We start from the raw sequence: 17,211 nt of genomic DNA, 5'->3' as shown, positions 1-17,211 counted from the left end.
CCCCCCCGGGCGCGGCGGGGCCACCGGGCCGGGTGGCGGGCGGCCCGGGTCAGCCGAGGGCGTCGCAGAGCACGTTGTCCATCAGGCGTATGACCGCCGTGAGGCCGCGGGTGATCTGGGCGGGGTCGCCGGTGCCCGTGGTGTGGACCACGACGGCCGTGCGGCCGTCCGCCGTGCCCGAGACGTACGTTTCGCTGCCCGCGCCCTGGCCCGCCGGTGTCCACACCTGGCGGCCGCACGGGAGGGTGCGGCGCATGATGCCCAGGCCGTAGCGCCCCCCGGGGACGAGCCGGGCGAAGTCGCCCGTGAGCGGGACGGAACGCAGCATCGACCGCAGCTGGGGCGGGGGCAGGAGAGCGCCGCCCAGGAGGGCGGTCGTGAAGCGTTCCAGGTCCCCGGGGGTGGAGACGATCTCGGCCGAGGCCCCGTAGAAGGTCATGTTCCGCTCCGTGGTGTCGGTCCATGCGGCGCGGCTCTCGGGGAAGCGCTTGTACGTGCGGGCGTGCGGCGCCGGCAGCGCCGTGTCGTCGGCGGGCGCGTAGGTGTGGCGCAGGCCGAGGGGGCCGGTGACGCGGTGGTGCAGTTCCCGGCGCCAGCCGTGGCCGGTGACCGCCTCGACGACCATGCCGGCGACGACGAAGTTGGTGTTGGAGTACTCCCAGTCGGGCTCGGGGTCGTCCGGGTCGGCAGGGGGGAAGCGGGGCGGCTCCGCCAGCGCCATGGCCACCAGCTCCGCGGGCTCGTAGTGGCGTTCCCGGTGGCGCTCGAAGGCCTCCCCGGTCTGGTCGAAGTCGATGAGCTGGGTGTGGTTGGGCAGTCCGCTGGTGTTCTGGAGCAGGTGCCGCAGGGTGATCGCGTCGCCGTCGTAGCCGTTGCCGGAGATCAGGCCGGGCAGCCAGCGGGACACGGGGTCGCCGAGGGAGAGGTGCCCCTCGGCCTCCAGGGCGAGGACGAGGGCGGCGACGAACGTCTTGGTGATGCTGTTGCCGCGCAGGTGGCCGTCGTACGGGGCCGGTTCGGCGGTCTCCAGGTCGGCGACGCCCGAGCGGGCGCGGGCGCGGCGCCGGCCGTCGCGGAGTCGGGCGACGACGCTGACGAAGCTGCCCTCGGCCTGGGCCCGCTCCACCTCGCGCTGCAGCGTGCCGGCGCCGGAGCCGTCGTCGGCCCGGCCGGAGGCAGCCGTGGCGGGCTGTGCCGCGGCGGCGGACACGGGGGCGGTGGCCAGTGCGGCCAGGCCGGCGCCGACGACGGTGCGGCGACGGTGGCGGTGGCGGTGGCGGTCGGACGGTGTGCGCATGCGGGCTCCTCCTCGGCGTTCGGGCAGTGTCGGCGGCGCTGGGGCGGTCGCGTGCATGCGGCTCCCGGCCGCCGCGCCGGCCTGGCCTGGGCCGGTTCGCCTCACGACCGGCTCGTGGGAGCGAGTCTGGCCGCCGGGCAGGGGCCGTGTCGGTAGCGTTCGTGCCCGTTTCGGGGTGGAGATTTGTGCAGTCTTGACGCGGAACACGCGCCCTCGACACCATCGGAACATGTCTTCCGAGAAGGACACTTCCGACGGCGCCCCCGGCTCCGACCCGCGCACGCTGCGGGCGCTGGCGCACCCGGTCCGGCTCGACCTGCTCTACCTGCTGGAGCGGGAGGGGCCGCTGACCGCGAGCCGGGCCGCGGAGCTGCTCGGGCTCACCGCGAAGGTGTGCTCGTACCACCTGAACACGCTCGGGAAGTACGGCATCATCGAGGAGACCCGCGGCGGGAAGGGCCGCGCCCGTCCCTGGCGGGTGCGCGAGATCGACCTCACCTACACGCGCGATCCCGACGAGGAGCCCGCGACCACCCGCGCGGCGGACGCGTTCGCCGCGACCCTGGTGGCCCGGGACGCCCGGGTGGTCGAGGACTTCATCCGCCGGCGGCACGGGCTGCCCCGGCACTGGCGCAACGTGTCCGCGATGTCCAGCACCCCGCTCAGGCTCGCCCCCGGCGAGCTGCGCGAGCTGCGCGCCGACCTGCTCGCCGTGCTCCACCGCTACGCCGAGCGCAGCCGCACGCCGAGCCCCGGCGCCCATCCGGTGCACACCGCCGTCTACGCCGTACCCACCGAACTCGGCGCCCTCGCTGCCGGGGACGACTGACGATGCCGCACCCCACCACGGACGCGGCTGGGGCGGCGCGCGGCGGCGCGACCCGGGTGCTGATCGCCGAGGACCCCGAGATGCTCCGGCAGGCGCTCGCCCGGCTGCTGGCGGAACGCGACACCGCGCCACCGGGCCGCCCGGCGCCGCCGCCGGGCCGACGGGAGCGCGACCGCCTCCTCGACCGGATGACGCCGCGCGAGCGGGAGGTGCTGGCCCTGATGGCCCAGGGCCGCTCCAACACCGGCATCGCCGACACGCTCGTCCTCAGCCGCAGCGCGGTCGCCAAGCACATCAACGGCATCTTCACGAAACTCGGCATACCGCCCGCCGGCCGCGACAACCGCCGCGTGCTCGCGGTCCTCGAATACCTCCGTACGGGCGCCGCGGACCCCGCCGACGAGCAGGGACCGCGCGGCCGGTGAGCGTCAGCCGGAGGCGCGGCGCCATGGGTCGGCGTTGCCGTCAGGCGCCGTCTACTGCTGGGAGAGTGCGGCCGGATCGATGGCGATCGGGAGCGGCGCTTCCAGGTGGGTGGTCGCGCCGGCGAGTGCGGTCGTCCGCTCCACGTACCCGCCGTCTTCCAGCTCGTAGACGACGAGCATGGGGGCCGGCTCGAACTCAAGTCGCCAGAAGTGCGGGATGGCGGCCTCGGCGTAGAGCATCGGCTTGAACTTGCGGTCCACGGTGCGGTTGCCGGGAGAGACGAGTTCGACCACGAGTTGCACGCCGTCGGCGTCGACGCTGACGGCGTCCTCGGCCGTCGCGCCGGCGTCGGTCACCACGAGGTCGGGCACCACGAGCCCGGAGGGCAGGATGACGTTGACAGCCTCCAGCACCTCGACCGGCGCCCTGGCCGCCTGGACCGCCGCGTGCAGGATCATGGCGAGCCGGAGCGAGGCGCGCTGGTGGCGGATGCCGGGTGCGGGGGACATGACGAGGGACTCCCCCAGCAGTTCGTAGCGCGTGGTGCGGTCTTCGGGCAGGGCGAGGACGTCGGCCACGGTCCAGGGCCCGGTGTGGTCGATGGCAACGCTCATGTCCCTTTCACCTCCTCGCCTGCCCGGCATCCGCGGGATACCCCGGCAGGCGGTACACAGCCAGCATACGGGTGCTCTCACCTGCTGACATCCGTTTCGTCATCCCGAGCGAGCCCTCGAACGCCCGTGCGGGGATCACTCCGGCGGCGGTGGCGTCCGCACCGGACGCGCGGCGCGGCCGCGCCGGGGGCCGACCCGGGTCGTGCGGCAGGGCCCGGGGTGGTTTCGGGGGGTTGTGTGTAAGGGGCATGACTCCTCCGTGGTGGGGTTATCCCCCGTACTTTCGGTGGAGCTGAGTGCCACCGGGTTCACCAGCCAGCACGATGGGGACCGCGCCCCCGCTTCTCTAGCGTCGAATCGGCAGGTGGGGGCAGTGTGCCGCCGCCGCGCACGAAGGAGAGCGACGATGGGGGCACCAACGGCGCCGAGGCATACGAAGCGGCGGCAGGGCGTCGCCGCGGCCGTCGGCGGCTGGAGCGTCACGCACCGCTGGGCCGCGGTGGGTATCTGGGTGCTGTTCGTGGTGCTGGCGACCGTCGCCGGCTCCGCGGCGGGGCGGGCGGATGTCAGCGACAGCGAGGAGGTCCCGGGCGAGACCGGGCGGTCCGCGAAGATCCTTGAGGACGCGGGGGTGGACGAGCCGGTCGGGGAGAGCGTGCTCGTCCAGTCGCCGGACGGTGCGCTGAAGGCGTCGGCCGCCGGGTTCCGCACGGCCGTCGAGGACGTGGTACGGGCCGTGGAGGGCACCGGCGAGGTGACGGACGTCGTCTCGCCGTACGACAGCGACACGATCTCCGCGGACGGGCGTTCCGCGCTGGTGCAGTTCCGGATGAAGGGCGACCCGGAGACCGCGGCGGACCGGGTGGAGCCGGTGACGGACGCGGTCGCGGAGGTCCAGGAGAAACACGGGTCGCAGGGGCTGCTGGTCGAGGAGATCGGCGGCGCCAGCATGGAGAAGACCTTCGACGACGCCTTCGGCGAGGACTTCAAGAAGGCGGAGTATTCGGCGGTGCCGATCGCGTTCGGCATCCTGCTGATCGTCTTCGGCGCGTTCGTGGCGGCGCTGCTGCCGGTGGTCCTGGCGCTGACCGCGATCGTGGCGACGATGGGCCTGATGGGCGTGGTCAGCCACGTGCAGCCGATGAGCGACGTCGCCGACTCGGTGATGCTGCTGGTGGGGCTGGCGGTCGGCGTCGACTACTGCCTGTTCTACCTGCGCCGCGAGCGCGAGGAGCGGGCCAGGGGGCGGGACGCGCGTACCGCGCTGGAGATCGCCGCCGCCACCTCCGGGCGGGCGGTGCTGGTCTCCGGGATCACCGTCATCGTCGCCATGTGCGGCATGCTCTTCACCGGCCTCGCCGACTTCGAGGCGATGGGCGTGGCGTCGCTGATGGTGGTCGCGGTGGCCATGGTCGGCTCGGTCACCGTGCTGCCGGCGATGCTGTCGCTGCTCGGTGAGCGGGTCGAGAAGGGCCGGGTGCCGTTCCTGGCGCGGCTGAAGCGGGGCAGGTCCAACGCCGGCGGGGAGAGCCGGGTGTGGCGGGCCGTGCTGACGCGGGTGCTGCGCCGGCCGAAGGCCGCGGCGGTGGTGGCCACCGGCGCGCTGGTGGCGATCGCCGTGCCGGCCCTCGGCATGAACACCGCGAACCTGACGCTGGACCAGGAGTTCGGCGACTCGCTGCCGATCGTGCAGACCTACGACCGGGTCAACGAGGCGTTCCCCGGCGGCTCCGACCCCGCCGAGGTGGTCGTCAAGGCGGACGACATCACCGCGCCCGAGGTGCGCAGGGCCATGGCCGACTTCGAGGAGCAGGCGCTGGCCACGGGCGCGTCGAAGGGGCCGATCGACATCGAGGTCCACGACGACAGCAACGTGGCCATCATCGAGGTGCCCCTCGTCGGCGGTTCCGACCAGGACCGGGCGGAGAAGAGCCTCGCCCTGCTGCGCGACGAGATCCGGCCGGCCACGCTGGAGGCGGTGGACGGCGTCGAGGCGCCGGTCGGCGGCCAGGTGGCGGGGAGCAAGGACTTCAACGACCAGCTCGTCGGCGCGGTGGTGCCGGTCTTCCTCTTCGTGGTGGCCTTCGCCTTCCTGCTGATGCTGATGGCCTTCCGGTCGCTGACGATCGCGATCACCTCGATCCTGCTCAACCTGCTGTCGGTGGGCGCCGCGTACGGCGTGCTGACGATGGTCTTCCAGCACGGCTGGGGCGCGGGCCTGGTCGGCGCCGAGGGCGTCGGGGCGATCGTCGCCTGGCTGCCGCTGTTCCTCTTCGTCATCCTCTTCGGGCTGAGCATGGACTACCACGTGTTCGTGGTCTCCCGGATCAAGGAGGCGCGGGCGCAGGGCCGGAACACCGCGGACGCCATCTCGCACGGTGTGATCACCACCGCGGGCGTGGTGACCAGCGCGGCCGTCATCATGGTCGCGGTGTTCTCGATCTTCGGAACGCTGTCGATGCAGTCCATGAAGCAGATGGGCGTGGGCCTGGCGACGGCGGTGCTGATCGACGCGACGATCATCCGCGGCGTGCTGCTGCCCGCGGTGATGTCGCTGCTCGGCGAGCGCAACTGGCACTTCCCCAGGGCGCTGCGCTGGCTGCCCGACCTGGAGCACCACGAGCCCCGGCCGGTACCGACGGGTAGCGTTCCGCCGCCGGTTCCCGCAGACTCTCCGTTGGTCGAAGGGAGCCGCCGATGAACCTGCCGTTCGGCAACTACCAGAACGAGATCTACCTGAACGGCCTGGCGGACAGGCTGCCGCCGTTCACCACCGACCTCGCCGCGCTGGAGCAGTCCGCGCGCGAACGGCTGGCGGACGGTCCGTTCTGGTACGTCGCGGGCGCGGCCGGCTCGGGCGCCACCGCCCGGGCCAACCGGGAGGCGTTCGACCGGGTCCGCCTCGTCCCGCGCATGCTGACCGGTGCCACCGAGCGGAGCCTGGCCACCACGGTGCTGGGCTCCGCGCTCCCCGCGCCCGTGCTGCTGGCGCCCGTCGGGGTGCAGTCGATCGTGCACCCCGACGGCGAGTTGGCCACGGCCCGCGCCGCCGCCGCCCTCGGCGTGCCGATGGTGATGTCCACCGCCTCCTCGTACTCCATCGAGGAGGTCGCGGAGGCGAGCGGCGCGGGGCCGCGCTGGTACCAGCTGTACTGGCCGAACGACGACGAGGTGTGCGCCAGCATCCTGGCGCGCGCCCGCGCCGCGGGCTTCACCGCCCTCGTCGTCACCCTCGACACCTGGACGCTGGCCTGGCGCCCGCGCGACCTCGACGCCGCGTACCTGCCGTTCATCCGCGGCGTCGGCACCGCCGTGGCCTTCTCCGACCCGGCGTTCCGGGCGGGGCTGGCGAAGCCGCCGGAGGAGGACCTGGGGGCGGCGGTGCTGCGCTGGGTGCCGATGTTCACCGGCACGGACCGGACGTGGGACCGGCTGCCGTTCCTGCGGGCGCACTGGGACGGGCCGATCCTGCTCAAGGGCATCCAGCACGTGGACGACGCCCGCCGGGCCGCGGACGCGGGCATGGACGGCATCGTCGTCTCCAACCACGGCGGCCGGCAGGTCGACGGCGCGGTCGCCGCGCTCGACGTGCTGCCGGAGATCGCCGAGGCGGTCGGCGACCGGGTCGAGGTGCTCTTCGACTCGGGGGTGCGCACCGGAGCGGACGTGCTCAAGGCCCTCGCGCTGGGCGCCCGTGCGGTGCTGTACGGCAGGCCGTACGCCTACGGGCTCGCCCACGGCGGCGAGGAGGGCGTGGCGCACGTGCTGCGCAGCCTGCTCGCCGACCTCGACCTCACCCTCGGACTGTCGGGTCACCGCTCGCCGGCCGGACCGGGGCCGGACGACGTGCGGCGCCTTCCGGGTTGATCGCCCGCAGCGCGTAGCCCGCGAGGGTGGCGGCGACGTAGCTGACGACGGCGTACACCGCGCCCGGCATGGCCATCTCGGTGCTGTCCAGCAGCGTGGGGCTGATCGCGATGGTCATGGCCAGCCCCACGTTGTGCATCCCGATCTCGAAGCAGCACGCCACGGCCTGCGGATGCGCCGCGCGCACCAGCCGGGTGGCGCCGTAGCCGACGGCCAGCGAGACCAGCGTGAACAGGAACGTGATCGGCGCAAGGTCCACGAACGAGTCGGTGATCCGGTCCCGCTCGACCCAGGCGACGCCGACGATGACCAGGAACAGCCCGAACAGGGACGCCACCCGGACCGGCCGGTCGATGCGCTCGCGGACCCGCGGGGCGCGGGCCCGGGTCAGCATGCCGAGCCCGACGGGGATGAGCACGATCGCGAAGACCTGGAGGATCTTGTCGTAGTTCAGCCCCAGGGAGTCGCGGCCGACGTCGAAGTACTCCAGCGAGAAGTTGACGATCAGCGGCAGGGAGAACAGCGACAGCCCTGAGTTGACCGCGGTGAGCGTGATGTTGAGGGCCACGTCGCCGCCGAAGAGCCGGCTGTAGTAGTTGGCGATGGCCCCGCCCGGCGAGGCGGCGAGCAGCATCATGCCCACCGCGTACGCGGGCGCCAGGTCGAAGGCCAGCACCAGCCCGAAGCAGGCCGCGGGCAGCAGCAGCACCTGGCAGACCAGCGCCGCGGCGACGGCGCGGGGGTGGTGCCGCACGCGCCGGAAGTCGGCGAGCGCGAGGCCCAGTCCGAGGCCGTACATGATCACGGCGAGGACGACGGGCATCATGACGGTCGTTACCGGGGAGTTCACACGCACAGCCTGCTGGGTGGCGCGGTGCGCTGTCCATGCCGCCGGGGCGGCGGTAAACCGATGGCGCCTCCGCTTGCGCTCGCCCCAGGATGGTCCGCATGCTTGCGACCCTCCTCGCCTTCCTCGGGGCCTGCACGCTGATCGCCGCCACACCCGGCCCCAGCACGGTCCTGATCATCCGCAACTCGATCCACAGCCGCCGCGCCGGGATGATGACCGTCCTCGGCAACGAGACGGGCGTGTTCCTGTGGGGCACGGTCGCCGCCTTCGGCCTCACCGCGCTGCTGGCGGCCTCGCAGCTGGCGTACGACGTGATGCGCTGGGTCGGCGCGGCGGTGCTGGTCTGGTTCGGGGTGCAGGCGCTGCGTGCGGCGCGGCGGGGTACGGCGGCCCAGTTCGCGGACCGGGCGGCGGAGGAGGTGACGTCGTGGCGCGCGTACCGCTCGGGGCTGCTGCTGAACCTGGCCAATCCGAAGGCGGGCGTCTTCGCGATCTCGTTCCTGCCCCAGTTCGTGCCGGCGTCGGCGCCGCAGCTGGCGACGACGGTGGCGTTCGCCGCGCTCTGGGCGGTGTACGAGGTGGGGTGGTACGGGGTGTACGTGTGGTTCGTGGGCCGGTTGCAGGGCGTGCTGTCGCGGGCCGGGGTGCGCCGGCGGCTGGAGCAGGTGTCCGGCACGGTGCTGGTGGCGCTGGGGATCCGGCTGGCCATGGAGCACTGAGGGCGGCGGGCGCTACGGCGTGTGCGAGGGGGCGACCGGCAGATAGCCGAGGTCCACGGGCCCGCCGCGCGGGCCGGCGAGGAGCGTCGCCAGCGGCGGGGGCCACAGCGGCTCGTACGGGTCCGCCTGCTCCGCCGGCGGCCACCAGCGCCAGCCGAGGATCCGGTCCTCCGGGTGCCGGGCGACCGCCTCGGGGGTGGGCTCGCGGCGCGCCCCGGCGGCCAGGTAGATGTGCTCGTGCTGGCGCACCGGCACGCCGAGGCGGGTGAAGTCGTGCTCCCAGGTGCACAGCAGCTCGCCGGCCTCGACGTCCGTCCAGCCGGTCTCCTCGTGCAGCTCGCGCACCGCGCCCGCGCGCGGGCTCTCGCCGGGGTCCAGGCCGCCGCCGGGCGTGGCCCAGTGGATGCCGGCCTCGGCGTCGTCGTAGCGGAACATGAAGATCGCGCCGGTGGGGTCGAGGAGCGCGAGCCGGGCTGCGCGGCGGGGTGTACGCATGCGCCGACCCTAGACGAGCGGGTCCGGTGCGGCGGCGTGTCGATCATTTGTCACGGGTCCGTACGGGAACGGAAGCGCACTGGACACCCGGTGTAGCCCGTCCGACAATTCGAGGGTGTCCGGCTTCGACCACCCCACGCATTCCGCCTTCCCCGTGTACCCGGCGGGGGGTCCGCGCGTGTCCGACGAAGAACGGGACCGGGCCATCGAGTTGCTGCGCGACGGCGCGGCGGAGGGCCGGCTGTCGCAGGACACGTTCCTGGCCCGCATGGAGCTGGCGCTCGCCGCCCACTCGCACGAGCAGTTGGCGGCGCTGACCGCGGACCTGCCGCCGCGCGAGGGGCGGTTGACGCGGGCGATCCTCGGCACGGTCGCCAAGGCGTCGTCGCTCGGGGTGCGGGTGAAGCAGGCGTGGCAGGCGGAGCGGCTGCCGCCGCTGATGCTGCCGGCGCCGGGCGCGTTCCCGCTGCGCATAGGGCGGGATCCGCGCAACGGGCTGCGGCTGGTGGAGGAGACCGTCTCGCGGATGCACGCGGAGCTGCGCTGCGCGAGCGGCGTGTGGCTGCTGCGGGACCTCGGCTCGACGAACGGCACGTTCATCAACGGCCGCCGGCTGACGGGCGAGGCGCCCGTCCGGCCGGGCGACCAACTGGGCTTCGGGCACACCCGCTACCTGCTGACGGACCGCTGACCGCCGCGCGGATACGGGCCGGGACCGGCGGCCGGGCCGCGCGCCGACCGCACGGCACCGCGCGGCCGGCCCGTACGGCCCGGCGCCGCCGCCTCACCCCGCCGCCAGCACCTGCCTGACCACCGGCCCCGCCGCCTCGTTGCCGTGGCCGCCCGCCGGCACCACCGCCGCCGCGGCCACGTCGCCGCGGTACGCCGTGAACCAGCTGTCCGGCAGCTCCTGCCCGTCGACCTCCGCCGACCCGGTCTTCGCCCCCGCGCCGGCCCCGAGCCCGAGGCCCGCAGCCGTGCCGTGGGTCGCCGTCAGCTCCATCATCCGGCGCAGGTCCGCCGCCACCGGGGCGGGCAGCGGCTCGGCGGTGGCGAGTTCGCCGTCGTGGAACGAGCGCGGGAGCAGCACCGGCTGCCGGAAGCCTCCGCTGGCGACGGTGGCGGCGACGGACGCCATGTTCAGCGGGTTCATCTGCACCCGCCCCTGGCCGATGATCGCCGCGGACTTCTCGTCGCCCTCCCCGGCGGGCACGCTCCCGTCGAAGGTGGTCACGCCGGTGTGCCAGTCGTCCTCGCCGAGGCCGAACCAGCGGCGGGCGGTGCCGGCCAGCTCGTCGTCGGCCAGCTCGTCGCTGAGCGAGACGAACGCCGTGTTGCAGGACTGCGCGAAGTCCTCGGCGAACGTGGCGTCCTCGTTCGCGCCGCCCTCCGCGTTGGTGAACGTCATGCCCTGGTCGTGCGCGTAGGTGCGGGGACAGCTCACCGGCGTCTCGGGGGTGACGCCCCCGGCCAGCAGCGCCGCCGCTGTGATGATCTTGAACGTGGAGCCGGGCGCCGTGGCGCCCTGCAGCGCGCTGTTGAACTCCCCGTCGTCCTGCGCGTTCGCGATCGCCAGGATCTCGCCGGTGGAGGGCCGCACGGCCACGACCGACGCCCGGGGGTGCTCCCGCACCGCCTGTTCCGCCGCCTCCTGGACGCCGGCGTCCAGCGTCGTCGGCAGCTTCGCCGGCCGGCCCCGGGAGACGTCGAGCAGCGACCTGACGACGCCTCCGCCGGAGTCCTCGACGAGCACCTCGATCCCGGGCCTGCCGCCCAGCTTCCCCGCGTACCGCTCGCGCAGCTGCGCCAGGACCGGCGCCAGCGAGGGGTAGTCCTCCCCGCTCAGCGTCCCGCCGTCCGCGCCGACCGCGACCGCCCGCGGGGACTCGCCCTCCCGCGTCACCAGCCGCCGGTCGCCGGCCAGGGCCGGATGCACGACGGACGGGTCCCAGTCGACCAGCGGCCTGCCCGTCGTCCGGCCGCGGACGACCGTCAGCCGCGAGTCGTACGTCCATGTCCTGGCGTGCCCCCCGGCCACGACCCGCGCCGTGACCGAGAACGGCACCGTCGCGCCCTTCGCCGCGCCCGGCTCCAGCGCGACCTTCCGCACCTTCGCCCGGTTGAAGTACGCGCCGAGCACCGGCTGCGCCTCGGCGGCGTAGTCCGTGAGCCGGGCCGCGGCGGCCGGGCGGCCGGCGGCCCAGGCGGCGAGGAAGCCGCGGGCGGTCTCGCGCACCTCGGCCGCGCTGGGCGGGCCGGTCTTCACCTCGTCCCCGCCCCCGCCCCCGGTGTCGAGCGCCCGGTAGATGTTGGTGACGCCGAAGACGGCCAGCGCGGCCATCCCGGCGAGCGCCAGGCATAAAACGGCTTTGGCCCCGGTTCGCATGCGCGTCCCCCCTGCAGATTGCGGCCCCTCCCCCGGGCCACCGACGACTCTACCCGCCGGCTCCGCCGGCCGGCGGTTGCACTGAACCATGGTTCAGGTTCTAGGTTCTACGGTGCGGGCCGCCGCACCCGGCCGCGCACCACGAGACGGGAGAACCCGATGGACATGCAGGCCACCGCCTGGCAGTCGCTCCACAGCACGGTCACCGCGCAGCGCGACAAGCGCCCGCTGTCGCGGGCCGGACTCGGGCGGATCTGGCGGTTCGCCCAGCCGCACCGGCGGCTGCTGAGGTGGTTCCTGCTGCTCAGCGTCATCACCGCGGCGCTGGCGGTGGCCACGCCGCTGCTCGCCGGCCGGGTCGTGGACACGATCGTCGGCGACGCCGACGAGGGCCGGGTGGTGTCCCTGGCGCTGCTGATCGCCGGGATCGCCGTGGCCGAGGCCGGGTTCGGGCTGCTGGCGCGCTGGCTGTCGGCGCGTATCGGCGAGGGGCTCATCCTGCAGCTGCGCACCGCCGTCTACGACCACGTCCAGCGCATGCCGGTCGCGTTCTTCACCCGCACCCGCACCGGCGCCCTGGTCAGCCGGCTCAACAACGACGTGCTCGGCGCCCAGCGCGCGTTCAGCAACACCCTGTCCGGGGTCGTCGGCAACCTGGTGACGCTGCTCCTCACGCTCGCCGTCATGCTGCGGCTCTCCTGGCAGATCACCCTCCTGGCGCTCGTGCTCCTGCCCGTCTTCGTGTTCCCCGCCCGCCGCATGGGCGCCCGGCTCGCCCGGCTGCAGCGGGAGGCCGCGGCCCACAACTCCGCGATGGGCACCCAGATGACCGAGCGCTTCTCGGCCGCCGGAGCCACGCTCGTCAAGCTGTACGGGCGGCCGGAGCGGGAGTCGGCGGAGTTCCGGGAGCGGGCGGCCCGGGTGCGCGACATCGGGATCCGTACGGCGATGGTGCAGACGCTCTTCATCACCGCCCTCACCCTGGTCTCGGCGCTGGCCCTCGCCCTCGTCTACGGGCTCGGCGGCTTCCTCGCCCTGCGCGGCAGCCTCGACGCCGGCGCCGTCGTGGCCCTCGCCCTGCTCATCACCCGCCTGTACGCGCCGCTGACGTCGCTGGCGGGGGCGCGGGTGGAGGTGATGAGCGCGCTCGTCAGCTTCGAGCGGGTCTTCGAGGTGCTGGACCTCAAGCCGCTGGTCGCCGAGCGGCCGGACGCCCGGGAGGTGCCGGCGGGGCCGGTGGCGGTGGAGTTCGACGCGGTGGACTTCGGCTACCCAGCCGCCGACAAGGTGTCGCTGGCGTCGCTGGAGGAGGTCGCCGTGCTGGACGGCACGGCCGGCGCGCAGGTGCTGCACGGGGTGTCGTTCCGCGCGGAGCCGGGGCGGATGGTCGCCCTCGTCGGCTCCTCGGGCGCGGGCAAGTCGACGATCGCGCAACTGATCCCGCGGCTGTACGACGCGGACGGCGGCACGGTGCGCCTCGGCGGCGTGGACGTCCGCGACCTGTCCGCCGCGTCGGTGCGGGCGACGCTGGGCATGGTCACCCAGGACGGGCACCTCTTCCACGAGTCGGTGCGCGAGAACCTGCTGCTGGCCCGGCCGGGCGCGAGCGACGCGGACCTGTGGGACGCGCTGCGCAAGGCGCGGCTGGACGACCTGATGGCGGCACTGCCGGAGGGGCTCGACACCGTCGTCGGCGAGCGGGGCTACCGGCTCTCGGGCGGCGAGCGGCAGCGGCTGACGATCGCCCGGCTGCTGCTGGCGGAGCCGCGCGTGGTGGTGCTGGACGAGGCCACCGCGCACCTGGACTCCACCTCGGAGGCGGCGGTGCAGGAGGCGCTGGCGGAGGCGCTCGCCGGGCGCACGGCGGTGGTCATCGCGCACCGGCTGTCCACGGTCCGGGCCGCGGACCAGATCCTGGTGGTGGAGGAGGGCCGGATCGTGGAGCGGGGCACGCACCCGGAGCTGCTGGCGGCCGGCGGGCGGTACGAGGAGCTGTACCGGACGCAGTTCGCCGAGGAGGGCGAACAGTGCGGCGGCGGGGCGGAGTTGGTGGCGCAGGAGGCGTAGCCGGCGGGCGTACGGGGGTGGGGCGGGCGGGTCAGACGACCCGGTCCGGCTCGGGGACGGGGGCGCCCGGGAGGTGGCGGCGGGCGCGTACCGGCGAGAAGTACAGCGGGAGCGCCGCCACCACGAGGATCACCGCCCCCGTCCACAGCGCCGCGCGCACGCCCGCGAACTCACCGATCACGCCGGACAGCGCCGAGCCCAGCGCGACCGAGCCCATCAGCAGGAACCGGAAGGTGGCGTTCATGCGGCCCAGCAGCGCATCCGGCGTCAGCCCCTGCCGCAGGCTCAGCCCCAGCACGTTGTCGACGCCGATCTTCACCGACACCAGCGCCATCCCCGCGACCCCCGCCGCGCACAGCAGCGGCGACCGGCTCAGCAGCGGTACGAGCAGCGCCGCCGGTGCCACACACAGCCCCGCGGTGGCGAGCGTCCACCCGCACCCCCGCCGGGCGGCCAGCGGCCGGGCCAGCCGGGCGCCGACGAAGGTGGCGGTGCCGCAGAACACCCAGTAGACGCCCAGCAGCCAGGCGGGCAGCCCGAGTTGGCGCACGAAGAGCACCGGGATCATCGTGTTGACGGTCTGCGCACCGAGGTTGGCGCAGGCGGCGCCGAGCGCGAGCGGGCGCAGCTCACGGCTGCGCAGCACGTGCCGCAGCCCGGCGCGCATCTCGGCGGCCAGCCGCCGGGACGCGGCCGGCGCCGCCCGCCGACGCCGTGCCGTGCCGCCGCGGATGCCGGTGAGCGACACCGCCGCGGCCAGGTGGCTCACCCCCTGCGCGGCCACCGTGACCGGCGCCGTCAGCATCTCCACCAGCAGCCCGCCCACCCCGCGGCCGGCGACGCTGCCCACCGCGTGCAGGCTCACGATGCCCGCGTTCGCCCGCACCAGCGCCTCCCGCCCCACCACCTGGGGCAGACAGCTGTGCGAGGCGACGTCGAAGAAGACGGTCGCGCAGCCGACCAGCAGCACGGCCGTGTACAGGTACGGGAGCGTCAGCGCGCCGAACCACAGGGCCAGCGGCACGGCGGTGAGCAGCACGACCCGGACGAGGGCGGCGGCCACCAGCACCGGCACACAGCCGAGCCGGTCCACCCACACCCCGGAGGGCAGGCCGATCAGCAGGTACGCCGAGGTGCCGAGCGCGGCCAGCAGGCCGATCTGACCGGGGCTCGCACCGAGGCCGAGCGCCACCAGCGGTATGGCCAGATGGCCGACCTGGATGCCGATCTGGTCGGCGGCGGTGGCGGCGTACAGCCGTCGGAAGGCGGGCACGCGCCAGGGGGATGCGTATGCCATGGAGGGGAGCTTGCCGTGCCGCCGGGGCGGGGCGAAACCGGAGCGCGTTCGTCCCGCTTCGCCGGGTCCGCTACCGGTATGCTCCGCCTTTCGCGCCCGGCGGCGGGCGCGGCGCCGCGGGCGCGGCGAGCAGCGGCAGGACGTCCTCCAGCAGTTCCAGCTGCAGCCGCAGCGCGTCCCGCGGGGCCGCGCGCAGCACGGCGCGCAGGAGGTCGGCGGCGCCCGCGGGGCTCGCGAGGTCGCCCAGGTAGCGCTGGCAGGTGCCGAGGTCGAGGGAGGGGTTGGGCAGGTCGTTGGCCGCCCACAGGGTGCGGATCAGCTCGTTGGTCATGACGGCGGCCGCCCACCCCGTCTCCACGGGGTCGCCGCGCCGGCGCACGGCCCGCATCTTGGGTACGACGTGCGCCCACAGCTCGGCGTAGTGCGCCTTGACGGGCGCGGGGGTGCGGTAGCCGGCGTGGATGTCCGCGGCGTCGGCCATGAGCCGGGCGACCACGCCGTCGGGGTCGTGCAGGGCGACGCCGTCGAGGAAGGCGTAGCCCCAGGACTCGTCGCCGACGCGGTCCGGCGCGAAGCAGGACCGCCACCGGTCGGCGGTGCGGGGCACCAGGTCGACGGGCAGCGGGCGGCGCCGGGACCGCCAGGGGGGCGGGTGCACGGGTTCGCGGGCGGTGACCACGAGAACGTCGAGGTCGGAATCGGCACGTCCGGTTCCGCGGGCGAGGGAACCGGACAGCAGGACGCCGCGGACGTCGGGGTCCGCGCGCAGTTCGGTCAGCACCACCTCAAGCACCGTGCGGTGCAGGGGGGTGGGAAAGGCAGCGGTGGTCATCTCGCTCCCGGGTACGGCCCAGCGGGAGCGTAGCAGCCGCGCCACCGAGCGTGCGGGCCGGGGTACGCGAGGGTGCCGGCGGGCGCCGAAAACGGTGTGCCCGGGCGTCGGGCGCGCGGCTATGCTGGGCCGCGGACGTGCATCCCAGGTACATCCCAGGCAAGGAGACGTCGTGGCAGGCTGCTGCTCCGCGGGCATCGGCGGGTACACCCGTCTGTGCACCGGTGGCCACGCCGGTCTGCGGAATACGGCCCACGTCCTCCTGCCGTACCGTCCCCGCGTGGTCCCGGCGCCCTGACCGGCAGCCCGGGACGGCACTCCCGCTGAGCGACTCCGTCGCAGCCCCCGCGGTCCGCGCGCCCTGAGCGCGCACGCCGGGCGTTCTCCCGTGACGTCTGCACCGCCCCGCCGAGGGCCGACGTCGTGCTGCCCGGCCAGGGCCATCCGCCAGTCCAGGAACGCACTTTCTTCCGGAAGGACGGCCGGCTGTGGCCCGCTCTCACCGACGCGCGCACGCGCGCGCGGATTCCGATACGAACCGTCGTGCCGGCGACGACGCCCGCACGAACGCGGGCGGCGACGCCCGCACCAACCGCCGCCGCGGCTCCCCCGCGACCGGCCGGGGCGCGCGCCCCGGCTCCCGGTCCCGCACCCTGTCCCAGAACTTCCTGGCCAGCCGGACCGTCGCCGAGCGCGTGGCGCGCCTCGCGGCGCCGGAGCCGGACGGCGGGCTCGGCGGGCTCGTCGTCGAGGTCGGCGCCGGCAGGGGGGCGCTGACCGAGGCGCTGGCCCCGCGCTGCCGGGAGCTGATCGCCTACGAGATCGACCGCCGGCTCCTCGGCGGGCTCCGCGCCCGGTTCGCGGCGCACCCCCATGTCCGCGTCGTGGGGCAGGACTTCCTCACCGCCCGGCCGCCGCGGGAGCCGTTCGCGGTCGTGGGCAATGTCCCGTACGCGCGGACCTCCGACATCGTGGACTGGTGCCTGCGCGCGCCGCGGCTCGACGCGGCGACGTTCGTCACCCAGCTCGAGTACGCCCGCAAGCGGACCGGGGACTTCGGCCGTTGGAGCCTGCTGACCGTGCGGACGTGGCCGTGGCACGAGTGGCGGCTGTGCGGCCGGGTGCCGCGGGAGTGCTTCCGGCCGGTGCCGCAAGTGGACTCGGCGGTGCTGCGGATCGAGCGCCGCCGGCGCCCGCTGCTGCCGCGGGGCGAGGAGGCCGCGTACCGTCGCATGGTCGAGGCGGGGTTCGGCGGGGCGGGCGGCACGCTGTTCGCCTCGCTGCGCCGCGCGGGCCACCCGCCGGCGCGGCTGACGGCGGGCTTCCGCGCCGCGGCCCTGCCCAGGGACACGGTGGTGGCGTTCGCCACCCCCGCGCAGTGGTTGACGCTGCACAAGACGTTGCGCTGAAGCCTGCGGCCTGCGGCCAGCAGGGCGGCGTACCGCCGGGGTGCGCCGGGCCCGCGCGGCAGCGGGCCCCGCTGCCGCGCGGGCTTCGCGGCACCGCACCAGAGCCGGCGACGTGTGCGGCGC

At 74.7% G+C, this 17,211-nt stretch carries 15 protein-coding genes; 8 read left to right on the top strand and 7 right to left on the bottom strand.

Going from position 1 to position 17,211, the window contains the following annotated elements; genetic code table 11:
• Positions 1–49: 49 nt before the first annotated feature.
• On the bottom strand, positions 50–1,297 hold the full coding sequence (locus tag ABD317_RS09250; RefSeq protein ID WP_344289311.1) for a serine hydrolase domain-containing protein: 1,248 nt from the start codon (positions 1,295–1,297) through the stop codon (positions 50–52).
• A 229-nt stretch (positions 1,298–1,526) separates the two neighbouring features.
• Between ABD317_RS09250 and ABD317_RS09245 the strand changes: the two genes are divergently transcribed.
• On the top strand, positions 1,527–2,126 hold the full coding sequence (locus tag ABD317_RS09245; protein WP_344289310.1) for an ArsR/SmtB family transcription factor: 600 nt from the start codon (positions 1,527–1,529) through the stop codon (positions 2,124–2,126).
• A gap of 2 nt (positions 2,127–2,128) precedes the next feature.
• Entirely contained in the window at positions 2,129–2,551 is a 423-nt protein-coding gene (locus tag ABD317_RS37790) for a response regulator transcription factor (protein ID WP_425582314.1), read from the top strand.
• A gap of 51 nt (positions 2,552–2,602) precedes the next feature.
• On the opposite strand, the gene ABD317_RS09235 is transcribed toward ABD317_RS37790, so the two are convergent.
• Positions 2,603–3,166, bottom strand: a complete 564-nt coding sequence (locus ABD317_RS09235) for a Uma2 family endonuclease (RefSeq protein ID WP_344289309.1) — start codon at positions 3,164–3,166, stop codon at positions 2,603–2,605.
• Positions 3,167–3,572: 406 nt separating this feature from the next.
• Between ABD317_RS09235 and ABD317_RS09230 the strand changes: the two genes are divergently transcribed.
• Together ABD317_RS09230 and ABD317_RS09225 are read left to right on the top strand one after the other, a co-directional pair.
• Positions 3,573–5,867 (top strand): MMPL family transporter, encoded by a 2,295-nt coding sequence (locus tag ABD317_RS09230; RefSeq protein ID WP_344289308.1) that lies wholly within the window; start codon positions 3,573–3,575, stop codon positions 5,865–5,867.
• Positions 5,864–7,033, top strand: a complete 1,170-nt coding sequence (locus ABD317_RS09225) for an alpha-hydroxy-acid oxidizing protein (protein ID WP_027756556.1) — start codon at positions 5,864–5,866, stop codon at positions 7,031–7,033. Before ABD317_RS09230 ends, ABD317_RS09225 begins: the two co-directional genes overlap by 4 nt.
• Here the strand turns inward: ABD317_RS09225 and ABD317_RS09220 are convergent.
• Positions 6,960–7,883 carry a bile acid:sodium symporter family protein gene (locus tag ABD317_RS09220; RefSeq protein ID WP_344289307.1) on the bottom strand — a complete coding sequence of 308 codons (924 nt, stop codon included), beginning with the start codon at positions 7,881–7,883 and terminating at the stop codon, positions 6,960–6,962. The two genes, ABD317_RS09225 and ABD317_RS09220, sit on opposite strands and share 74 nt — an antisense overlap.
• A gap of 98 nt (positions 7,884–7,981) precedes the next feature.
• On the opposite strand from ABD317_RS09220, the gene ABD317_RS09215 reads away from it, so the two are divergent.
• Positions 7,982–8,602 carry a LysE family translocator gene (locus ABD317_RS09215; protein WP_344289306.1) on the top strand — a complete coding sequence of 207 codons (621 nt, stop codon included), beginning with the start codon at positions 7,982–7,984 and terminating at the stop codon, positions 8,600–8,602.
• A gap of 12 nt (positions 8,603–8,614) precedes the next feature.
• Here the strand turns inward: ABD317_RS09215 and ABD317_RS09210 are convergent, their stop codons facing one another.
• Entirely contained in the window at positions 8,615–9,097 is a 483-nt protein-coding gene (locus ABD317_RS09210; RefSeq protein ID WP_344289305.1) for an NUDIX hydrolase, read from the bottom strand.
• Between the two features lie 178 nt (positions 9,098–9,275).
• On the opposite strand from ABD317_RS09210, the gene ABD317_RS09205 reads away from it, so the two are divergent.
• The gene (locus ABD317_RS09205; protein WP_344289303.1) at positions 9,276–9,788 is read left to right on the top strand and encodes an FHA domain-containing protein; all 513 of its coding nucleotides are present in this window, start codon (positions 9,276–9,278) and stop codon (positions 9,786–9,788) included.
• 93 nt (positions 9,789–9,881) lie between these two features.
• Here ABD317_RS09205 and ABD317_RS09200 read toward each other — a convergent pair whose 3' ends face one another.
• Entirely contained in the window at positions 9,882–11,483 is a 1,602-nt protein-coding gene (locus ABD317_RS09200) for a penicillin-binding transpeptidase domain-containing protein (RefSeq protein ID WP_344289302.1), read from the bottom strand.
• Positions 11,484–11,642: 159 nt separating this feature from the next.
• Here ABD317_RS09200 and ABD317_RS09195 point away from each other — a divergent pair, with 159 nt between their 5' ends.
• A complete protein-coding gene (locus ABD317_RS09195) occupies positions 11,643–13,550 on the top strand; it encodes an ABC transporter ATP-binding protein (protein WP_344289301.1) in 1,908 nt (635 codons plus the stop codon).
• A 31-nt stretch (positions 13,551–13,581) separates the two neighbouring features.
• Here the strand turns inward: ABD317_RS09195 and ABD317_RS09190 are convergent, their stop codons facing one another.
• Both ABD317_RS09190 and ABD317_RS09185 read right to left on the bottom strand, forming a co-directional pair.
• Positions 13,582–14,847, bottom strand: a complete 1,266-nt coding sequence (locus tag ABD317_RS09190) for an MFS transporter (RefSeq protein WP_344289300.1) — start codon at positions 14,845–14,847, stop codon at positions 13,582–13,584.
• Positions 14,848–14,917: 70 nt separating this feature from the next.
• Positions 14,918–15,679 (bottom strand): nucleotidyltransferase domain-containing protein, encoded by a 762-nt coding sequence (locus ABD317_RS09185; RefSeq protein WP_344289299.1) that lies wholly within the window; start codon positions 15,677–15,679, stop codon positions 14,918–14,920.
• 653 nt (positions 15,680–16,332) lie between these two features.
• Between ABD317_RS09185 and erm the strand changes: the two genes are divergently transcribed.
• Positions 16,333–17,088 (top strand): ErmE/ErmH/ErmO/ErmR family 23S rRNA (adenine(2058)-N(6))-methyltransferase, encoded by a 756-nt coding sequence (gene erm / locus ABD317_RS09180; protein WP_344289325.1) that lies wholly within the window; start codon positions 16,333–16,335, stop codon positions 17,086–17,088.
• The last annotated feature ends 123 nt before the right edge of the window (positions 17,089–17,211 follow it).

Source organism: Streptomyces synnematoformans, assembly GCF_039531005.1.
Taxonomy (GTDB): domain Bacteria; phylum Actinomycetota; class Actinomycetes; order Streptomycetales; family Streptomycetaceae; genus Streptomyces; species Streptomyces synnematoformans.
The sequence above is the reverse complement of the archived record's forward strand: the minus strand, read 5'-3'. Positions and strand labels throughout refer to the sequence as shown.